Here is a 19,373-nt window from a genome sequence, read left to right on the forward strand (position 1 = left end):
TTTCACCACAGCTAGTGTCGTGAGTTGGAAGTTCGTTGTATTAATGTCCTGTACTGTCAGCGATGACGAAGTGCTGCTTAAAGAGCCGCTCGGACTCACGTAATCCTTCTTCGGTGAAGATGACAGACTTCGTTTTATTAACCGGGTCGCCAATGAGGCCTCGTTCGTAGAGCCGATTCAGCACATCCCAGTCGAAGCCCTTCCATGCCCGGTTGTGATCGTGCAGGGTCAGGGAAAGAAGTGCGAGGGCGACTTCGTCGATCGCGTCGGTATTGATGTTCATCGCGCGCGTCCTTCGACCTTCTGGACCCGCACGCAAAACCGTTCAAGGCTGGTCAGGATCTCATCGGCCGACTTGCTCCAGGCGAAGGGACGGGGATTTGCGTTGTAGCCTTCAAGGTAATGGCGGATGGCGTCTTCGAGTTGGCGGGTCGAACGATGCGTGCCGCGTCGAAGGTATTTCTCTGTGAGCGTGGCGAACCATCGTTCAACCTGATTGAGCCACGACGCCGAGGTCGGCGTGAAATGAACATGGAAGCGAGGATGGCGAGCGAACCACGCCTTGATCGAGGGCGTCTTATGCGTGCCGTAATTATCCATCACCAGATGCACATCCAGCGACTGCGGAACGTTGGCTTCGATCGTGCGCAGGAACTGCAGAAATTCGCTGCTGCGATGGCGTCGGTGCAACTCCCCGATCACTTCACCGGTGGCGATGTCCAATGCCGCGAACAGCGTGGTCGTGCCGTGACGCATGTAATCATGGGTGCGCCGCTCGGGAATGCCCGGTGCCAACGGCAGGATGGGCTGCGTGCGGTCCAGCGCCTGGATCTGGCTCTTCTCGTCCACGCACAACACCATGGCCTTGAGCGGCGGATCGAGGTAAAGCCCGACGATATCGCGAACCTTGTCGACAAACAGCGGATCGCTGGAAAGTTTGAAGGTCTCCTGCCGATGCGGCTGCAACCCGAAAGCTCGCCAGATCCGGGTCACTGCCGTTTGCGAGAGGTTCATCTCGCGCGCCATCGTACGCGTGCTCCAGTGCGTGGCCACCGCAGGGACAGACTCGAGCGTCTTCGCGATCACTGCGTCGACGCGCGAATCATCGATCGTTCGGGGCGCGCCCGGGCGCGGCGCGTCGAGCAATCCATCCAGACGGTCTGCAACGAAGCGCGCGCGCCACTTGCAAACAGTCTGCTGACTTACACGCTGTGCCTTTGCGACCATCCGGTTGTCCATGCCATCGGCACAGGCCAGCACGATGCGCGCTCGCAAAGCCAACGCCTGCGCTGTCTTGCGTCGCATCGTCAACGCCTTAAGCTGTTCGTGCTCCGATTCGCTCAGCACAAGCTCCGCCTTAGGTCTTCCGCTCATCGCCACGTCCTCATACCAGTGCTACACAAGACACTTTAGTACGCAGCGAACATATTTCAATGAATTTTTAACTCACGACACTAGCCTTGCTTGATTGTTTTGATGCTGCGTTTGCGCGCTCTGTCGCGAAAGTATTGGTTCGGTTCTCAGTCCCCAAAATACGAGCGACGATAATAGCGCAAGAGCATGTGCCGCGAAAGTCTTCTCGGGATAAGAAAAGGGTCAGATAAGTGCCTGTCAGGCGGAGGAAGGGCGTTGGCGCAGTTGTTCAATTCAGTTCTGGAGTAGTTGATCCAGAACTTTCCTTCAACGCCGCCCAGGACTCCGCACCGTATCGAGGACCCGCCGCCAGCTGGGATCCCGCTTACCGTGTCGCCTTATTCACAATTCTCAGCGTTCCCGCAGGTACGTTTTTTGGGGCGAATCGAGTTGCGAGAACAAGAGCAATCTCGTCAATACGCCTGCTCGACTTGCCACAGGCCCAACGCACGTCATGACGTTGATTTTGTTCCACTTCGGCCGCAGCGGTTACAATTGCGGCGCACATGTGCGCCCACTGCGAGGCATCACGTGGAAAGGGCGGCCGAGCACTTGGCCGCATCAAGCTATCCGTTTTTCTAATTGTCTTGCAGTCGATTTCCGCATGAACGCTAAAGGCGCGTTGTTTCCACGAAGTCTCGGGCTTTCGGCCTCTATTGTCGTATACAAGCCCGATGAGGCTCTCCTCCGGCGAACGCTGGTGAGCTTCGCGGCAGCCTGCGAGTGTTTGCGAGCGAGCGCTCCCGAATGCACGGTTGTGCTGTACCTCGTGGATAACGGCGGCCTGAAAGATGTGCACGATGCCATCGATCGGCTCGACAAGGGAGGCGTCGCCTTCCAGCTGCTGACGGGGCACGGTAACGTAGGCTACGGTCGCGGTCACAATCTTGCGATTGAGCAGGCGCGGAGCGACTTTCATCTCATTCTGAACCCCGACATCGATCTCGAGGCCGGTGCACTTGTTGCCGCCTGCGAGTTCTTTCACGCGCACGACGACGTGGGCCTGCTTGCACCGTGGATCGGAGACGACTCGGGCAGCCAACAATACCTCTGTCGACAGTACCCGACGCTGATCGATCTGTTCGCCCGTGGCTTCCTGCCCGTCGCTCTGCGCGACTCGCTGTTCGCCGCTCGCCTCGCGCGCTATGAAATGCGGGATGTGATCGACGGCACCTCAGTGGTCTGGGATCCGCCGATCATCAGCGGCTGCTTCATGCTGTTTCGAACCAGCGTGCTCAAACGCCTTGGCGGCTTCGATCCTCGCTACTTCCTCTATTTCGAGGACTACGACCTGAGCCTGCGAACTCACGAACTCACGCGTATTGCATACGCGCCGATGGTCCGTGTGCTGCACCACGGCGGCGGCGCGTCGCGCAAGGGTTCCGCGCATATCCGCATGTTCGCCGCGTCCGCTTTCAAATTCTTCAGGCGCTTCGGCTGGAGGTGGCTGTGAGTCGCGTGCTCGTCACCGGTGCGAGCGGCTTTGTCGGACGTTCATTGTGCCGCGCGCTGACCGCCGAAGGCCACGCCGTGACCGCGCTCGTTCGGCAGCCTGGCCGTTGCACGGTTGGCGTGCGCGAATGGGTTCACGATAGCGAGAACTTCAAGGACGTCTCAGCGGTCTGGCCGCAGGATTTGCGGCCCGATTGCGTTGTCCATCTGGCCGCGCGCGTCCATGTCATGCGCGATAGCGCGGCCGACCCCGATGCAGCGTTTCGCCAGATGAACGTGGACGGGACGATGCGGGTAGCAGAGGCGGCGCAGCGCCACGGCGCGCGGCGCTTCGTCTTCGTCAGCAGCGTCAAGGCGCAGGCCGAGATCGATCCGGGGCGCCCGTTGCGCGAAGACGATCCGCCGCATCCGCAGGACGCTTACGGGCGCTCGAAGGCCGAAGCCGAACAGAGCCTCACGCGCTACGGCGCGCAAACGGGCATGGAAATCGTCGTGGTCCGCCCGCCACTCGTCTATGGTGCGGAAGTCCGCGCGAACTTTCTGCGGCTGATGGACGCCATCGCGAAGGGCGTGCCGTTGCCGCTCGGCGTTATCGCGGCCAGACGCAGCATGGTCTACGTAGAGAATCTCGCGGATGCACTGAAGCATTGCGTCACGGATCCGCGCGCGGCAGGCGGCCTGCTTCAACGTTGCCGATGACACCAGCCTGAGCGTGGCCGAATTGGCGCGCACGCTGGGCAGGCACCTCGGCAAGCCGGCGCGCCTCCTACCGGTTCCCGGCAGCTGGCTGCACGCGGCGGGGCGGCTGACGGGGCGTCAGGCCCAGGTGGAGCGACTGATCGGGAGCCTGCGCCAGGACACGTCGCATATTCGCGCCGAACTCGGGTGGCAACCGCCGTACTCGACGGACGACGGACTGGCCGCCACGGCGCGCTGGTACCGCTCGACGCATTGAGGACCACCGATGCTGCTGAATGCCGATCACGGGTTGTTTCCCTGGCCGACCGCCGCGCTGGTTGCGATTGGCGCCGCCACAGGCTGCGCGGTGCTGCTCTGGTTCTTGCTGACTACTGGCCTCGCCTGGCGGCTTGCCACCGACATTCCAAACGAGCGCTCGCTCCATGTGCGGCCGACGCCGCGCGTCGGCGGCTGGGGCGTCGTTCCGGTGGCGGTGGCCGCGATTCTTCTGACGGCTTCGTCGCTATGGATGATCGCCTGCGCCGTCGTGTTCCTCGCAGCGATGTCCCAGATCGACGACCGGCGCGGGCTGCCAGCGCGCGTTCGTTTTGCCGGCCATTTCGCCGCGGTGGCGGTGCTGGTGGCGGTCTATCCCGCCGACGTCCCCTGGTGGATGCTGACGTGCCTCGCCTTTTTGATGCTCTGGCTCGTCAATCTTTACAATTTCATGGATGGTGCCGACGGGCTCGCCGGCGGGATGGCTCTATTCGGTTTCGGTGGCTACGCGGTGGCCGCGCTGGTGAGCGGACATCCGGTGCCCCAACTGGGCTTTGCGAGCGCGGCCGTAGCGGGTGCCGCGGCCGGCTTTCTGCTGTTCAATTTTCATCCGGCGCGCATCTTTCTCGGCGACGCCGGCTCGATTCCTCTCGGTTTCCTGGCGGGTGCCCTCGGTTACTGGGGCTGGCGCGAAGGCGCGTGGCCGATCTGGTTCCCTGCGATGGTTTTTGCCCCGTTCATCGCCGATGCTTCGGTCACCCTGTTGCGTCGCCTTCTCCGCGGAGAAAAATTTTGGCAGGCGCACCGCGAGCACTACTATCAACGAATGGTTCGCTCGGGGATGGGGCACGCCCGGACGGCGCTTTACTGGTATGTAGCAATGCTCGCGGGCATAATACTTGCTGTTTCCGCGCTGGGTCGGTCTGTGCAAATGCAGTGGAGCTTCGTTATTGCATGGGCTGTCGTGCTCGTGCTGATAGGCGTCGCCATTGATTCGCGCTGGCGGCGCTTTCATTCAATTGTCTCCGAACAACCAAAGGTGTGACGCCGATGCTTCGAAACAAAGCCTCATGGCTATCGTTCAGCGCCTTCATGTTCGATCTGTGCGCGGTCATGGGCACGTGGCTTTCCGCCTATCTGATCCGTTTCAACGGTCCCATTCCCCATGAGTTCTGGATGGGCGCATTGCACGCGCTCGTGTGGGTTCTGCCGGTTTACGGCTTGATGTTCCGCATCTTCGGCTTGTACCGCGGCATGTGGGTTTTCGCGAGCCTGCCCGATTTGATGCGCATCTCCAAGGCGGTCATCGCGGGCGGGATCGTGGTGATGGTCGCCGCCGTGATGATCCAGCCGATTCCCATCGTCCCGCGCTCGGTCCTCATCGTCTCGCCGATCCTGTTGTTTCTCGTGATGGGAGGCGCCCGTGCGCTCTATCGCGCGACCAAGGAGTTTTACCTGTACGGCGGCCTCGTCGGCCAGGGCAAGCCCGTGATCGTTCTCGGCGCGGGCAACGCGGGCGCCACGCTGGCCCGCGAGCTGTCCCGCTCGGGCGAATGGCGTCTCGCCGGCCTGCTGGACGACGATCCCGCCAAGCATGGCCGCGAAATCTACGCCCATAAGGTGCTCGGTCCCATCAGCGACCTGGCCCACTGGGCCGAGACGCTGCGTGTCGAGCACGCGATCATCGCGATTCCGTCGGCCTCCGTCGACACCCAGCGACGCGTCGCCACGCTATGCGTGCGCGCCGGCGTGCGCGCGATGGTGCTGCCCGCGCTCACGCCGCTCACGCAGGGCCAGGCGTTCATGTCGCGCGTGCGGCAGATCGATCTCGAAGACCTGCTCGGCCGCGACCCGGTGACGATCGACACCGAGCACGTCGCCGCGCTGCTGAAAAACCGCGTCGTGATGGTGACGGGCGCGGGCGGCTCGATCGGCTCGGAGCTGTGCCGGCAGATCCTGCGCTTCGGGCCGGTGCAACTGGTCGCGTTCGACGTCTCCGAATTCTCGATCTATCGTCTGAATGAAGAGCTGCGCGACAAGTATCCGGAAGTGTCGGTGGTGCCGATCGTCGGCGACGTGAAGGACTCGCTGCTGCTCGATCAGGTGATGGCGCGCTACTGTCCGCACATCGTGTTTCATGCGGCTGCCTACAAGCATGTGCCGTTGATGGAAGAGGTCAACACGTGGCAGGCGGTGCGCAACAACGTGCTCGGCACGTTCCGCGTCGCGCGCGCGGCGATCCGCCACGACGTCGCGCATTTCGTGCTGATTTCGACCGACAAGGCCGTCAACCCGACCAATGTGATGGGCGCGAGCAAGCGGCTCGCGGAGATGGCGTGCTCGGCGCTGCAGCAGCAGGGCGCGCGGTGCACGCAGTTCGAGACCGTGCGCTTCGGCAACGTGCTCGGCAGCGCGGGCAGCGTGATTCCGAAGTTCCAGGAACAGATCGCCCGCGGCGGACCGGTGACCGTCACGCATCCTGAGATCACACGTTTCTTCATGACGATCCCCGAGGCGTCGCAGCTCGTGTTGCAGGCGTCGAGCATGGGGCGCGGCGGCGAGATCTTCATTCTCGACATGGGCCAGCCGGTGCGCATCGCCGATCTCGCGCACGATCTGATCCGTCTGTACGGCTTCACCGAAGAGCAGATCCGCGTCGTGTACACGGGCCTGCGGCCCGGCGAGAAGCTCTACGAGGAGCTGCTCGCGGACGACGAAACGACCACGCGCACGCCGCACCCGAAACTGCGCATCGCGCAGGCGCGCGAGGTGCCGGACAGCCTGATCGACAACCTGCTGCCGTGGCTGATGCAGCATCGCGTGCCGACCGACGATGAAGTGCGGCGCGATCTGCGTCGCTGGGTGCCGGAATATCAGCCTGCAACGGCCACGCAATTGCGCAGCGTGATGCCGGCGACGAGGGTGTCGTAAAGTGGGCAATGTCCGGTGAAGGCGGGCTTGCATAGGTCGTCGGCAAGTCCTCGGAACGCGCGTTTATATAGGTTAAAAAAGACACTCGCGACGTTGCAAAGTTCGTCAAACTCTGTGGCGTGCGGATAGCTCAGGCCACCGAATAGAGCTCGGCGTGGCCTCGGGCGCAGTGTAGCGGCGATGCATCGCAGCTACGTGCTCCCATGGCGCAGCGGATGCGCGCTTTCAGGGGTTTCCGCCACCCTGATCAACTCCGGCCAGATCGATTCCAGTGCGGGTTATGCCTTTGGCCAGACAGGGATCGATTCTTCGGGGAGTGGAGGTAGTTCGCCCTATGGTGCTGGCGCAGTTGGTCACGTATATCCCGCGCATCGGAACCGCTGCGAGCGGCTATGGGGCGGTTCTGGCGCGGTGGGGAGCAATATCGGCACTGAGGCAGGAGGCAATCCAAGCGGCGGCGAGATCATCATCTACGAATACAATTTGCTGCGACAGGACGCCGGGCGCGACGGAAGTCCCGCGTCCTTAGCTATGGCTAGGCAACCCGTCCGGGCGACCGGATTTGCGCAGCAAGGAAACATTTCTGCCAAATGCAATGCATGGTTTCTCGACGGCATACCACGATACGGACGCTACTGCGATAGAGGTGGACATAGCGAAAACTATGTGCGCAGCCACTCCCATATGTGGGAATACGGTTACCAACGTCTGCTGAATTGGCCAGCCGAACACATATACGCCATATGAGAAATCGCCCGGTAGACGCGTCTGCAGAACCGGGCGCAACGTCATCAACCATATCGACGAGATTAGAAATGCGGGATAAAAAACGAACTGAAATGCCGCGCTATGCCTGAACATGCAGGCAAACGGGATCAAACCCGCAACCAGCCGCCCGTCAAGCCGAACCCACTTCTTGTGGAGCGCTAGTATTGCGCCGAATAGGAAGAACGCCGGTAGGTGTCCTGCCATGTTCACATTGGGCAGCCCAAACAGTTCGATACTTTCTGGCCTGATGGCTGATACCAGTATCAAGGCAGAAAAAAATGCAGTAGCCACCCATTTGAATCGAAGCAGCCCGCATAGACCGAGCGTCAGCAGCGCGGTGTACATGGCGAGTTCATACCGAATCGTCCAGATGGCCCCGTTTGCCTGCGGGTGCAGGTTGTGCTCAAAGACTCCCGGAAGGTAATACTCGATATATGGATAGCGGGCAATATGCAGAAAGTAGTCTGTGCGAGCGAAATACGACGCAAGCGGCAGTTCGGTTAGTGCTGGCCCAATGATGAACATGCAGACTAGGGCCGCAACTATCAACGCAGGGAAAATCCTGAAAATTCGGGCGGTAACGAATCGCAGTGGCGAGCCATTGCTAAGCCAACTGTTCGTGACCAGAATCCCGCTCAGGAAGAAGAAAAACTTGACTGCGAGCGAGCCGGAGTAGTCGAAGCCAAGCAGTTGCTGCACGGGCTCGATTATTTTGTTGCCCGGTACCATCACAAAGGCGTGGCCCCAGATTACCGCGCATGCCGCGATCAGGCGCAGCAGATCCGCGTTGTTGTTTTCTCGTCGCAGTATTTGGTCAAGCGTCATTGTTATTCCCTTCGATCCGGCTCAGGGGATGTCAACCGGGTTTCTTGATCACCATGATGTGCGGCAGAATCTTGAAGTATTCCATCGCGTATCTGACGGGTTCTCCTGGAATGATCGCAGCGGCGTGCAACTCATCGAAGAGTTGCTTGATCCAACCAACCATGCCGTACTGATGGCTCGGGAAGATGGACTGAAAGCCGGCCTCCGACTCGATGCCGGGGTCGCGCGAGAATGCATGGCCGCCTGGGAAGCCGTCTATATAGCCAGTGCCAAAATCTTCAATGAAGTACAACCCACCCGGTTTCAGCGCCTTGTTGAAGAGAAAGTCGAACGAACGGCGTGACCAGTCGGCGATGTGCGAGGCGTCGTCGATGATCACGTCGAAGCCTTCGCCATGCGTCAGGTCCGCAGCGTCCTGAAGCGTCGCCGGACTGCTCTGGTCGCCGCGTACAAAGTGTGCGCGATCACCTTTCAATATCTCGCTGATTGCTGGCGGCTGCGCCTCGAACTCTAGGCCTACAATGCGTGCCTTCGAGAAGTAGTCGTGCCAGACCAACATGGATGCACCCGAAGACACACCCAGTTCAAGGAAGTTGATTGGCTTGTCTCGCAACCCGCAAAGCATTTCGTGGTAGAGCTTGAAATAGTGATCGGGCTTTGTCGTCCCTTCGCCTTCCCTGTAATACCGGTGAGACAGTGCAATCAGTGGATTCTCGGACATACGTTTCCTTTCTGAAAGTTACCAAGCGCCAGTCTGGAAAGGTATCGTAACAGATTGGAATTGTCTCAGACCCGGCACATGCGAAGGTCGCTTTCAGAGCGCCCTGAAGACCAAATCATTAACCGGCCGCGAGCCGGTTTTTTGCGTCCGTAACAAACACATCTAGCCGCCCATGGGCGGCTTTTTTTATGGTGCGCCGAGCATGCGCAACAGCTTGGGGGTGTGAGTCCCCTGTCCAACCTGATGGTGGTGAAGGACTTCTATGAGTAGTCCCTTGTCAAGCCGTTTTACAGACTGACTGATCATCGATAAGCGAACTCTCCTCACAGTTCGTACCGCGAGTGGGCGCCGTTGCGCTGAACCCACCGATGGTTGAAGTCGATCCTTGCGCCCGTGAGACCTGACGTCTCACCAACTTCTATCCGCTGGCATGAAACCAGCCTCATCCTGTATGCGCGTTACGCCGGTAAGATCGCCGGGAGCATGCCCCATCTAGAAAATCGGTTGCTGGCTGCGCAACCAGTCCTTCACACGGGCATGCTCGCTTCAAACCATATTTGCTTCATCTCACATCGTTGAACAAACCTCCCGGGAGTCTGAGGGGTTAGGCGGATTTCAGCTGTGCTCCGGCGGGAATCACGCCATCCTTCAGATAGCGCCACAGCGCAATCGCCAGGCGCCGTGCCACCGCGACGATCGTAATCCGTCGGGCCCGGCGGTTCGGGCCTGTGCCCTCGGTGCGGTGGTTGAACCACTGCGTCAGCGCGCTCGTGGGCTGGTAGCGAATCCAGGACCAGGCCATCTCGACAAGCAGGGCCCGGACCCGCCGGTTGCCCTGTCTGCTGATGCCCTGGTCCACCTGGCTCTCGCCGCTGTCGTAGGGTTGCGGGACGAGGCCCACGCACGCGCCGACCTGACGGCGGTTGCTGAACTCCCGCCAGAACAGTTCCAGCGCCAGTCTTGAGGCCCCAACCTGCCCGATGCCGTTCAGGCGCGTGAGATGACTGATCCGGGTGCGCGCAGGCTCGGGCAGACTGGTCTGGCGCGTCTTCTCGAGTGCCGCCAGTTGCTCCTCAGCCAGTGCGAGCCGTTCACACTCGCGTACGAGCCGTTCGTGGAACTCGGGTGGCAGCGGCGCGCCATCGTGACACCGTACCTCGCCGCGGATGAGGCGGTCGGCGAACTTCCTGCTGCCGACCTCATCCCAGCAACCGAACGTGGCTAGCAGCTTGCGCATACGGTCGCGATGCTGCAGCACTTCCTTTTGTAGTTGTCCGCGATCACGCATCAGATGGCGGGAGGCTTCGTCCTGCAGTGACGGCACGCGGATTACCCGCATGCGGTCGCGTTCGCCGCGCAGCCACGCACGCAGGTTGATGACCAGTTTGATGGCATCGAGCCGGTCGGTCTTCGCGCGGCGCTTGTGACGCTCAACGGGAATGCTCGCGGGATCGACGACATGACATTCGATCCCGCGAGCCTGCAGCGCGCGATAGATCCAGAATGCGTCCTGGCCGGCTTCGTAGCTGACGACGACCCGCACATCCGCCGGCAGTGCCCACTTCTCCCTGTGTTGGGCAATCAGGGCCAGCACAGCCTGCAGGCGGGATGCGGCTTGTGGCTCCGCCACTGTGTGCACTGCCGGGTTGTCGCGGCGGCCGTCGTGCAGCGTGACCTTCCACTTTGTCGCAGCCAGTTCCAGCGAGACTGCCAGCACAAGCGCTTCGGGATGGGTCGTGTCTGCATGATCTGTGCGCATGATTCTCTCCTTTGAGTAAGATCCACACGGGCTGATTTTATGATCGGCGTGTTTAGTGGCTCCTTCGTGCATAGGATCTAGCGAAACGCAAGGGCGTCGTCGTGAGGCGGGGTCTGAAGGAAGCGTGTAGCAAAGCCATGACCTGACGAACAGAAACCAGATGCGAGGCCTACCTAGCCGGACGAGCAAGCAATTGATTGCGAAGTCCATAGCCATCAAGGGCTGGGGTGGTAGATCTGGCAGGTGTGTGGTGAAGGCGGTTGCGCTTACCTCGGGAGGCCTGCATGGCGTCCTGGAATCAGGACTGAGCGGCTCGCAAGGGCCGTTGACCACCGTGCAGGAGTCAGCAGAGGGCATATTAGGGCGGCGACGCCTGAAGGCCCGAACGGAAAGGAGCGGCGAGTAAGCCGGAGAACTCGACATGGGAGAGCAGCAGAAAACGCATCGCGTCCTCGACAGCGGAAGCAGGGGTGAAGCCCCGATGGCTGCTGGTGGAGGGGCTGAACCTATGGCGGCGAACCCCGAGTCTGAAAGCCCGTCGGCATATGACCGACTGATGGAAGAAGTCTGCGAAAGGGGGAACCTGAAGCAGGCGTTGAAGCGTGTGAAAGCGAACAAGGGCGCACCGGGCGTGGACGGGATGACCGTTCAGGCATTACCGGCGTACCTGCGGGAGCATTGGCCGTCGATACGGGCCACGCTGCTGAACGGCACATACAAGCCTCAACCTGTGAGACGGGTCGAGATACCCAAGCCGGATGGTGGTGGCGTGCGCAAGCTCGGCATCCCCTCTGCGCTTGATCGATTCGTCCAGCAGGCGGTCTTGCAGGTGTTGCAAAGGCAGTGGGACCCGACGTTCTCGGAGTCCAGCTACGGCTTCCGTCCGGGCCGCTCGGCACATCAGGCCGTGGCGCAGGCGCAAAGCTACATCCAGTCGGGGTACCGATGGGTTGTAGATCTGGATCTGGAGAAATTCTTCGATCGCGTGAGCCACGACATCCTGATGAGTCGGGTGGCAAAGCGAGTCAGCGACAAGCGAATGCTGAAGCTGGTCCGCTCCTTCCTGACGGCGGGTGTGATGGAGCACGGGCTGGTTGGTGCGACGGACGAGGGCACACCCCAGGGTGGTCCCCTGTCCCCGCTATTATCCAATCTGATGCTCGACGATCTTGACCGGGAGCTTGAGCGACGCGGGCTGCGTTTCGCGAGGTACGCTGACGACTGTAACGTCTACGTACGCAGCGAACGCGCGGGCCAGCGTGTGATGGCGGGGCTGAAGGCCTTCCTCGCCGGCAGGCTGAAGCTGACGGTCAACGAGACCAAGAGCGCGGTCGCACGGCCACACACGCGGAAGTTTCTGGGGTTCACCTTCTCGGATCGGGACAAGGTCAAACGGCGTATTGCGCCCAAGGCGCTGTCCCGCCTCAAGGAGCGCATCCGGGAATTGACTCAACGCACGCGCGGGGTCAGCGTCGACCAGATGATCGGCGCGCTGAAACGTTATCTGGCAGGGTGGCGGGGCTACTTCGGTTTCTGCGAAACGCCCAGCGTTCTGCAACGCCTGGATGAATGGATACGCCGCCGCATCCGCTGCTTCTTCTGGAAGCAGTGGAAACGGGGCCGCACAAGATTCCGGGAGCTGACAGTACGCGGCGTCAGCCGAAACCCTGCTGCCCAGACGGTCGGTTCGCCACACGATGCGTGGCGGCTGAGTTGCAGTCCCGCGCTGGGCATCGCCCTGTCAAACCGTTACCTTCGCTCGCTGGGGCTTCCATCACTAAGGCCATAGTCGATTAACCGATCCGAACCGCCGTGTACGGACCCGTACGCACGGTGGTGTGGGAGGGGCCGGGCCGCGAGGCCTGCCCCTATCCCGATCCCCTAGGACATGGATAACCAAACGAACATCGAAGGGTCGGCGACTGACGCCGGCAAGGCCGTGTCGGCGCAGAACGCGATGAAGCGCGGCCTGCGCGGCGCCGCTTGGATTGGGCAACGGCGGAAGGTGGTTGAGCTGCTACTTGGCGCTTGAGTGTAGCGAACTTTATCGGCCCCTGGGGGTGCGCCAGCAGCAGTTTGCACGTTCGGGGACAGGACGCCTGCCTGTTCGCAAGATCGCCGACGTGACCCTGCGGCATGCAGATACACGCCCAGAAGCGCTCGCTGAACATCGGCAATGCGTCCAAGTGGGCCGCCGCCCGCACGGCCGCGATCATGCATAGCAGCGACAGATACGTCGACGTCAGCGATTTGCGGCGCGCGATGGTGAACTCGTGCGCGGTGGATGCGCCCAGCCCAGCGGATTAGGCACTTCTGTAGGCGGCCTCGTCGGCCAGGGCAAGCCCGTGATCGTTCTCGGCGCGGGCAACGCGGGCGCCACGCTGGCCCGCGAGCTGTCCCGCTCGGGCGAATGGCGTCTCGCCGGCCTGCTGGACGACGATCCCGCCAAGCATGGCCGCGAAATCTACGCCCATAAGGTGCTCGGTCCCATCAGCGACCTGGCCCACTGGGCCGAGACGCTGCGTGTCGAGCACGCGATCATCGCGATTCCGTCGGCCTCCGTCGACACCCAGCGACGCGTCGCCACGCTATGCGTGCGCGCCGGCGTGCGCGCGATGGTGCTGCCCGCGCTCACGCCGCTCACGCAGGGCCAGGCGTTCATGTCGCGCGTGCGGCAGATCGATCTCGAAGACCTGCTCGGCCGCGACCCGGTGACGATCGACACCGAGCACGTCGCCGCGCTGCTGAAAAGCCGCGTCGTGATGGTGACCGGCGCGGGCGGCTCGATCGGCTCGGAGCTGTGCCGGCAGATCCTGCGCTTCGGGCCGGTGCAACTGGTCGCGTTCGACGTCTCCGAGTTCTCGATCTATCGTCTGAACGAAGAGCTGCGCGACAAGTATCCGGAGGTGTCGGTGGTGCCGATCGTCGGCGACGTGAAGGACTCGTTGCTGCTCGATCAGGTGATGGCGCGCTACTGTCCGCACATCGTGTTTCACGCGGCTGCCTACAAGCATGTGCCGTTGATGGAAGAGGTCAACACGTGGCAGGCGGTGCGCAACAACGTGCTCGGCACGCATCGCGTCGCACGCACGGCGATTCGCCACGACGTCGCGCATTTCGTGCTGATTTCGACTGACAAGGCCGTCAACCCGACCAATGTGATGGGCGCGAGCAAGCGGCTCGCGGAGATGGCGTGCTCTGCGCTGCAGCACCAGGGCGCGCGGCCGCAGTGGCAATGGGTGATCATCGGCGAGGAGCGCGAAGGGCAGCGCAGCGACCTGCTCGCGCAGCGCAAGCGTTTGCTGAACGTGCATCTGCTCGGCTACCGGCCGTATCGCGTGCTGCCGCAGTATTTGCGCGGCATGCGGGTCGGTGTGTTGCCGACGCTGATCAACGAATACGCGCACTCGATGTTTCCGATGAAGTTCTACGAATATCTCGCGGCCGGTCTGCCGGTCGTATCGACACCGCTCGATTTCGCGAAGGAACCGCGCGCGGGGCTTGAAGTGGGCGGCGACGCCGACGCGTTCATCGCGGCGATCGAGAACCACCTTGCACGCGGCAAGCTGAGCGCGGAGGAAGTGCGCGCGGCGGTCGGCGAGAACACATGGGAAGCGCGGCTCGATAAGATGCTGGCGATCACGTTCCACTACCCGCTGGCGGGCGACGGCAGTGCGCAGCCACACGGCGCGGAGGTGCGCACGTGAGGGTCGTTCATGTGTACCGCACGTACTTCCCGGACCCGCCTGGCGGGCTGCAGGAAGCGATCCGCCAGATTGCGCTGTCGACGCGCGAGCGCGGTGTCGATCCGCGCATCCTGACCTTGTCGCCTAGCCCGACGCTGACCGTCGTCGAACGTCCCGAAGGGCAGGTGATCCGCGAGAAATCGTGGGCGGCGCCGGCATCGTGCGATCTGGGCGGCACGTGCTCGGTGATCAGGTATCGCGAGATGGCCGACTGGGCCGACGTCGTGCACTTCCACTTTCCGTGGCCGTTCGCCGACGTATTGCATCTGCTCGGACGCACGAAAAAACCGACGGTGATGACGTATCAATCCGACATCGTGCGGCAGAAGCTGCTCGAGGCCGTCTATGGACCCTTGATGCGGCGCACGCTGCGCGCAGCATGTCCGGCGGTGGTCGCGACGTCGCCGGCCTATGCGCAAACCAGCGAAACGCCCGCAGCGCGCTTGTTGAAGGAGCGTTTGAAGACGATTTCGCTCGGCATCATCGACTATCGCGGCGAGCCGCAGCCCGTTGACGCGCAGCGAAAGCTCGAGAGCTGGCCCGGTCTCGCGCCAGGCGAGCCGTATTTTCTAGCGCTCGGCGTGTTGCGCTACTACAAGGGACTGCATACGCTCGTCGAGGCCGGCCGGCACGTGCAGGCGAAAATCGTCATTGCCGGCTCGGGGCGGAGCGCGAGCGGCTGGCCGCATTGGCGCGGGAGCATGGCGCGAGTAACGTCGTGTTTGCCGGGCAGGTCACGCATGAGGAAAAGGTCGCGCTGCTCAAGGGGCTGTCGCGCGATGGTGCTGCCGTCGCATTTGCGCTCCGAAGCGTTCGGGATGGTGCCGGTCGAAGCAGCGATGTTCAGCAAGCCGATGGTGTGCTGTGAGGTGGGGTCCGGGGCGTCGTTCGTGAACGAGGATGGGGTGACGGGGTTCGTCGTGCCGCCCGAGGCGCCGGAACCGCTGATCGCCGCGATCAACCGGCTGGCGCTGGAAAGCACTGCCGCGCGGCATGGGGGCGGCCGCGCGGCAGCGATATGAGCGGCTATTTTCCGGGCCAGCGTTGGGAAACGCATATAAATCGCTGTACGAGCAAGTACAGTCTTCCTGAGTCGCTATTTTTTTGCTTTCCTCTGTTAAAAGACGGGTGAGGAGCCGCCGCGCGCATTGGATGTTGTAGTACTTGCACCAATTTGGACAGGAGGGCGCCGGTTGTTGCGTCCAGTCACAACCTCGCGAAGTCTCATTTCTACGATATCCCATGGCTTCTCGTCCAATTTTCTGGCAACAGCGGCCAACCAAATGAGCAGCAGACCACTGGTCGTCGACCTCGACGGTACGTTGATTCGATCGGATGTCCTGATTGAATGCGGCTTCGCATTCGCCAAGGCTGCCCCGCATCGCTTTTTCGAGCCTCTTCTGTGGTTCGCGCGCGAGGGCAAACCGGGCCTGAAGGCCCGTCTGGCCGAAGCGACCAATATCGATGTCACCGTGCTGCCCTACGATGCCGCGGTCATCGAGTGGCTCAAGGAGGAGCGCGCCGCCGGACGCTCCCTCGTGCTGGCTACCGCCTGCCATCAGCGCTACGCGAATGCCATCGCCGATCATCTGGGATTATTCGACAAGACCTTCGCGACGGATGGCGCCATCAATCTGTCCGCGAATTGCAAGCGCGACAGACTGGTCGCCGAGTTCGGCGAGAAAGGCTTCGACTACGCGGGAAATTCTCACGACGATGTCGCGGTTTGGGCCGCCGCCGAGCGTGCCTATGTCGTCAATCCGTCGACCGGCGTGGAGCGCGCGGCCCGCAAACACGGCAACGTCGAGCGAGTGATCGACGAACGCTCCGGCTGGCCACGGGCGTGGGCGAAATCGCTGCGCCTGCACCAGTGGCTGAAGAATCTGCTGATCTTCGTGCCGTTGCTGGCGGCGCATCAAGTGTCGCACCTGCCCGCGGTCATCGCCGCGATCCTCGCGTTTTTCGCGTTCGGCCTGTGCGCGTCGAGTGTCTATCTGCTCAACGACCTGCTCGATCTCGAAGACGACCGGCACCATCCGACCAAACGACGGCGACCGCTGGCGTCCGGCGCCCTGCCGCTCGTGTGGGGCGTGGCGCTTTTTCCCGTTCTGCTGCTGGTGGGCGGCGCGATCGCGTGGTTCTGCCTGCCGCGCGAGTTCGGCCTGGTATTGCTCGGCTACTACATCCTTACGCTTGCTTATTCGTTACACCTGAAGCGGCGCGTGATGGTCGACGTGATCGTACTGGCATCGCTCTATACGACGCGAATCGTCGCCGGCAGCGCCGCGATCGATGCGCGTCTGACGTTCTGGCTGCTCGCGTTTTCGATGTTCATCTTTCTGAGCCTGGCGCTGGTCAAGCGCTACGCGGAACTTCATGTGCTGCGCGAGCGCGGCCTGATGAGAACGCGCGGCCGGGGCTATGTCGCCGACGATCTGCCGCTGATCTCGTCGCTTGGCGCCGCCTCGGGCTATCTGTCAGTGCTGGTCCTCGCGCTCTACATTCAGGACGGCATACCACGAGCCTGTACCGGCATCCGCAGTTCATCTGGCTGGCCTGTCCGCTGCTGCTGTACTGGGTGAGCCGCACGTGGGTCATCGCGCATCGCGGGCAGATGACTGACGATCCGATCGTGTTCGCGGCGAAGGATCGCAACAGCTGGCTGGTCTTCGCGCTGTGCGGCATCGCTTTCTGGATAGCGATCTAGCCGATGCCGAAAGTCCACTCATGGGGGCGCTATCCGTACGCGCCACAAGATGCGCATCCGATCGCATGGCGCGATTCAGCCGCCGCGGTCTGGCGTCAGGTGAACGACGAGGAGCGCACGACGCTCGCATTCGGCAACGGACGCAGCTATGGCGACAGTTGTCTTGCGGCGTCGGGGCACATGATCCAGACGCTGCCGATGGACCGGCTGATTTCGGCCGATTGGCAGAACGGGATCCTGCGCGCCGAGCCCGGCATGACGCTCGGGCAGATCCTCGACGTGGCGGTCCCGCGCGGCTGGATGTTGCCGGTCACGCCCGGCACCAGGTACGCGACCCTCGGCGGCGCGATCGCCAACGACGTACACGGCAAGAACCATCATGTCCGTGGCACGTTTGGCCGGCATGTGCGGCGCTTTGGTCTGCTGCGCAGCGATGGCACGCAGTTGGAATGCGCCGCTGACATGCACGCCGAGTTCTTTGTCGCGACCATTGGTGGTCTCGGCATGACCGGGCTGATCACCTGGGCGGAGATTCAGCTGATGCCAATCAAATCGAGCACGCTCGACGTGACCAGCATCCGCTTTGCCAATCTCGACGAATTCTTCGCACTGTCCGAGCGGCTCGACGCGCAGCACGAATACAGCGTGGCCTGGGTCGACTGTCAGAGCCGCGACGCCGCGCTGGGACGAGGCATTTTCATGGTGGCCGATCACGCGAACGGCGGGGGGCTCGACATCGAGCGCCGCAAGACGCGCACGGTGCCGTTCACGTTGCCGATTCCGGTGTTCAACCGGCTGACGCTGCGCGCCTTCAACGAGCTGTACGACCGACGCCAACGTGCGGACGCGGTGCGCTCGAGCGTCGGCTACGATGCCTACTTTTACCCGCTCGACAGCCTGCTTGAATGGAATCGCATTTACGGTCGAGCGGGTTTCCAGCAGTATCAATGCGTGATGCCGGCGCCGGTGGCGCGCGATGCGATCCGCGCGATTCTCGAGGCGATCGCTCGCAGCGGCACCGGCTCGATACTCGCGGTGCTGAAGCGCTGCGGCGCTATCCGCTCGCCGGGCTTGCTGTCCTTTCCGCTGGAAGGGACGTCGCTTGCCCTCGATTTTCCGCAGCGCGAAGCTTCGAATCGCAAGCTGTTCGAGCTGCTCGATGCGATCGTGCGCGAAAGCGGCGGCCGCCTGTATCCGGCGAAGGACGCGCATATGTCGGGAGAGGATTTTCGCGCTGCCTATCCGCAGTGGCAGCAGGTCGAAGCACTGCGTGACCCGGCTTTGCTGTCGCGCTTTTGGGAACGAACGACTCGAGTATGAAAAATATCGTCATCGTAGGCGCCACTTCGGCGATCGCCATGGCCTGTGCGCGTCGGTGGGCCGAACAGGGCGCGCGGTTTTTTCTCGTCGCGCGCAATGCCGACCGTTTGCGGCAGGTCGCGGACGACCTGACCGCGCGTGGCGCGCAGACCGTGCTGTGCCAGCAGATGGACATCGATCAGATCGGCGAGCACGCGGCGATGATGCAGCGCTGCGCCGATGAACTCGGCGCGCTCGATATCGTCCTGATCGCACCCGGCACGCTGCCCGACCAGCAGGTTTGCCAGCACAACGTCGAGGTTGCGGTGCGCGAATTCAACACCAACGCGGTGTCGGTGATCGCGCTGCTGACGCGCGTGGCGAACGTGATCGAAGGGCAGCGCCGCGGCACGATTGCAGTGATTTCGTCGGTTGCCGGCGATCGCGGCCGTCAGTCGAACTACCTGTACGGCAGTGCAAAGGCGGCATTGTCGGCTTTTTGCGAGGGCTTGCGGGCGCGGCTGTTCAAGGTTGGCGCGCAGGTCGTGACGATCAAGCCGGGTTTCGTCGCGACACCGATGACGGCGGGCTTGCCGCTGCCGGGGCCGCTCGTCGCGACGCCGGGCCAGGTTGCCGGCGATATCGTGCGTGCGGTGGAGAAGGGCAGGGACGTCGTTTATACGCCGTGGTTCTGGTCGGGTATCATGCTGATCATCCGTTCCATTCCCGGGCGCGTGTTCAAGCGGCTTTCCCTGTAATGCGCCGGATGCCGCGCCGCGGCGGAGCGTCGATTTTTCT

At 62.3% G+C, this 19,373-nt stretch carries 14 protein-coding genes and 3 pseudogenes; 12 read left to right on the forward strand and 5 right to left on the reverse strand.

Annotated elements, in window-relative coordinates:
• Positions 1 to 40: 40 nt before the first annotated feature.
• Positions 41 to 283, reverse strand: coding sequence for a DUF6429 family protein (locus OKW40_RS20025; RefSeq protein ID WP_429491161.1), 243 nt, complete (start codon positions 281 to 283; stop codon positions 41 to 43).
• Positions 280 to 1,374: an IS630 family transposase gene (locus OKW40_RS20030; RefSeq protein WP_429492006.1), complete on the reverse strand. Its 1,095-nt coding sequence runs from the start codon at positions 1,372 to 1,374 to the stop codon at positions 280 to 282. The genes OKW40_RS20025 and OKW40_RS20030 overlap by 4 nt, the downstream gene beginning before the upstream one ends.
• A 643-nt stretch (positions 1,375 to 2,017) precedes the next feature.
• On the opposite strand from OKW40_RS20030, the gene OKW40_RS20035 reads away from it, so the two are divergent.
• The 4 genes and pseudogenes from OKW40_RS20035 to OKW40_RS20050 all read left to right on the forward strand — a co-directional run bounded on the left by OKW40_RS20035 (position 2,018) and on the right by OKW40_RS20050 (position 6,750).
• On the forward strand, positions 2,018 to 2,866 hold the full coding sequence (locus tag OKW40_RS20035) for a glycosyltransferase family 2 protein (protein WP_429491163.1): 849 nt from the start codon (positions 2,018 to 2,020) through the stop codon (positions 2,864 to 2,866).
• Positions 2,863 to 3,820: pseudogene (locus tag OKW40_RS20040) on the forward strand (UDP-glucose 4-epimerase family protein). The gene OKW40_RS20035 and the pseudogene OKW40_RS20040 overlap by 4 nt, the downstream one beginning before the upstream one ends.
• Positions 3,821 to 3,829: 9 nt before the next feature.
• Positions 3,830 to 4,864 carry an MraY family glycosyltransferase gene (locus OKW40_RS20045; RefSeq protein WP_429491165.1) on the forward strand — a complete coding sequence of 345 codons (1,035 nt, stop codon included), beginning with the start codon at positions 3,830 to 3,832 and terminating at the stop codon, positions 4,862 to 4,864.
• A gap of 5 nt (positions 4,865 to 4,869) precedes the next feature.
• Positions 4,870 to 6,750, forward strand: coding sequence for an SDR family NAD(P)-dependent oxidoreductase (locus OKW40_RS20050; RefSeq protein WP_429491168.1), 1,881 nt, complete (start codon positions 4,870 to 4,872; stop codon positions 6,748 to 6,750).
• A 525-nt stretch (positions 6,751 to 7,275) separates the two neighbouring features.
• On the opposite strand, the gene OKW40_RS20055 is transcribed toward OKW40_RS20050, so the two are convergent.
• The 3 genes from OKW40_RS20055 to OKW40_RS20065 all read right to left on the reverse strand — a co-directional run bounded on the left by OKW40_RS20055 (position 7,276) and on the right by OKW40_RS20065 (position 10,823).
• A complete protein-coding gene (locus OKW40_RS20055) occupies positions 7,276 to 8,343 on the reverse strand; it encodes an acyltransferase family protein (RefSeq protein ID WP_429491169.1) in 1,068 nt (355 codons plus the stop codon).
• A gap of 31 nt (positions 8,344 to 8,374) precedes the next feature.
• Entirely contained in the window at positions 8,375 to 9,064 is a 690-nt protein-coding gene (locus OKW40_RS20060) for a hypothetical protein (RefSeq protein ID WP_429491171.1), read from the reverse strand.
• A 604-nt stretch (positions 9,065 to 9,668) separates the two neighbouring features.
• Positions 9,669 to 10,823: an IS110 family transposase gene (locus OKW40_RS20065; RefSeq protein WP_429491173.1), complete on the reverse strand. Its 1,155-nt coding sequence runs from the start codon at positions 10,821 to 10,823 to the stop codon at positions 9,669 to 9,671.
• Between the two features lie 421 nt (positions 10,824 to 11,244).
• Between OKW40_RS20065 and ltrA the strand changes: the two genes are divergently transcribed.
• The 8 genes and pseudogenes from ltrA (at position 11,245) to OKW40_RS20105 (ending at position 19,333) form a co-directional block, all read left to right on the forward strand.
• Complete coding sequence (gene ltrA / locus OKW40_RS20070; RefSeq protein WP_429491174.1) at positions 11,245 to 12,612, forward strand: group II intron reverse transcriptase/maturase; 1,368 nt, start codon at positions 11,245 to 11,247, stop codon at positions 12,610 to 12,612.
• A gap of 99 nt (positions 12,613 to 12,711) precedes the next feature.
• Complete coding sequence (locus OKW40_RS20075; protein ID WP_429491176.1) at positions 12,712 to 12,855, forward strand: hypothetical protein; 144 nt, start codon at positions 12,712 to 12,714, stop codon at positions 12,853 to 12,855.
• A 104-nt stretch (positions 12,856 to 12,959) separates the two neighbouring features.
• Complete coding sequence (locus tag OKW40_RS20080) at positions 12,960 to 13,130, forward strand: hypothetical protein (protein ID WP_429492063.1); 171 nt, start codon at positions 12,960 to 12,962, stop codon at positions 13,128 to 13,130.
• A gap of 11 nt (positions 13,131 to 13,141) precedes the next feature.
• Positions 13,142 to 14,530: pseudogene (locus OKW40_RS20085) on the forward strand (polysaccharide biosynthesis protein); the annotation flags it as partial.
• Positions 14,527 to 15,591, forward strand: a complete 1,065-nt coding sequence (locus OKW40_RS20090; RefSeq protein WP_429491178.1) for a glycosyltransferase — start codon at positions 14,527 to 14,529, stop codon at positions 15,589 to 15,591. The pseudogene OKW40_RS20085 and the gene OKW40_RS20090, both read left to right, overlap by 4 nt.
• A 261-nt stretch (positions 15,592 to 15,852) precedes the next feature.
• A pseudogene (locus tag OKW40_RS20095) lies at positions 15,853 to 17,276 on the forward strand (UbiA family prenyltransferase).
• 3 nt (positions 17,277 to 17,279) lie between these two features.
• A complete protein-coding gene (locus tag OKW40_RS20100; RefSeq protein ID WP_429491179.1) occupies positions 17,280 to 18,596 on the forward strand; it encodes an FAD-binding oxidoreductase in 1,317 nt (438 codons plus the stop codon).
• Positions 18,593 to 19,333: an SDR family oxidoreductase gene (locus tag OKW40_RS20105; RefSeq protein ID WP_429491181.1), complete on the forward strand. Its 741-nt coding sequence runs from the start codon at positions 18,593 to 18,595 to the stop codon at positions 19,331 to 19,333. Before OKW40_RS20100 ends, OKW40_RS20105 begins: the two co-directional genes overlap by 4 nt.
• Positions 19,334 to 19,373: the final 40 nt, after the last annotated feature.

Source organism: Paraburkholderia sp. RAU6.4a, from assembly GCF_050435625.1.
Taxonomy (GTDB): Bacteria; Pseudomonadota; Gammaproteobacteria; order Burkholderiales; family Burkholderiaceae; genus Paraburkholderia; species Paraburkholderia tuberum.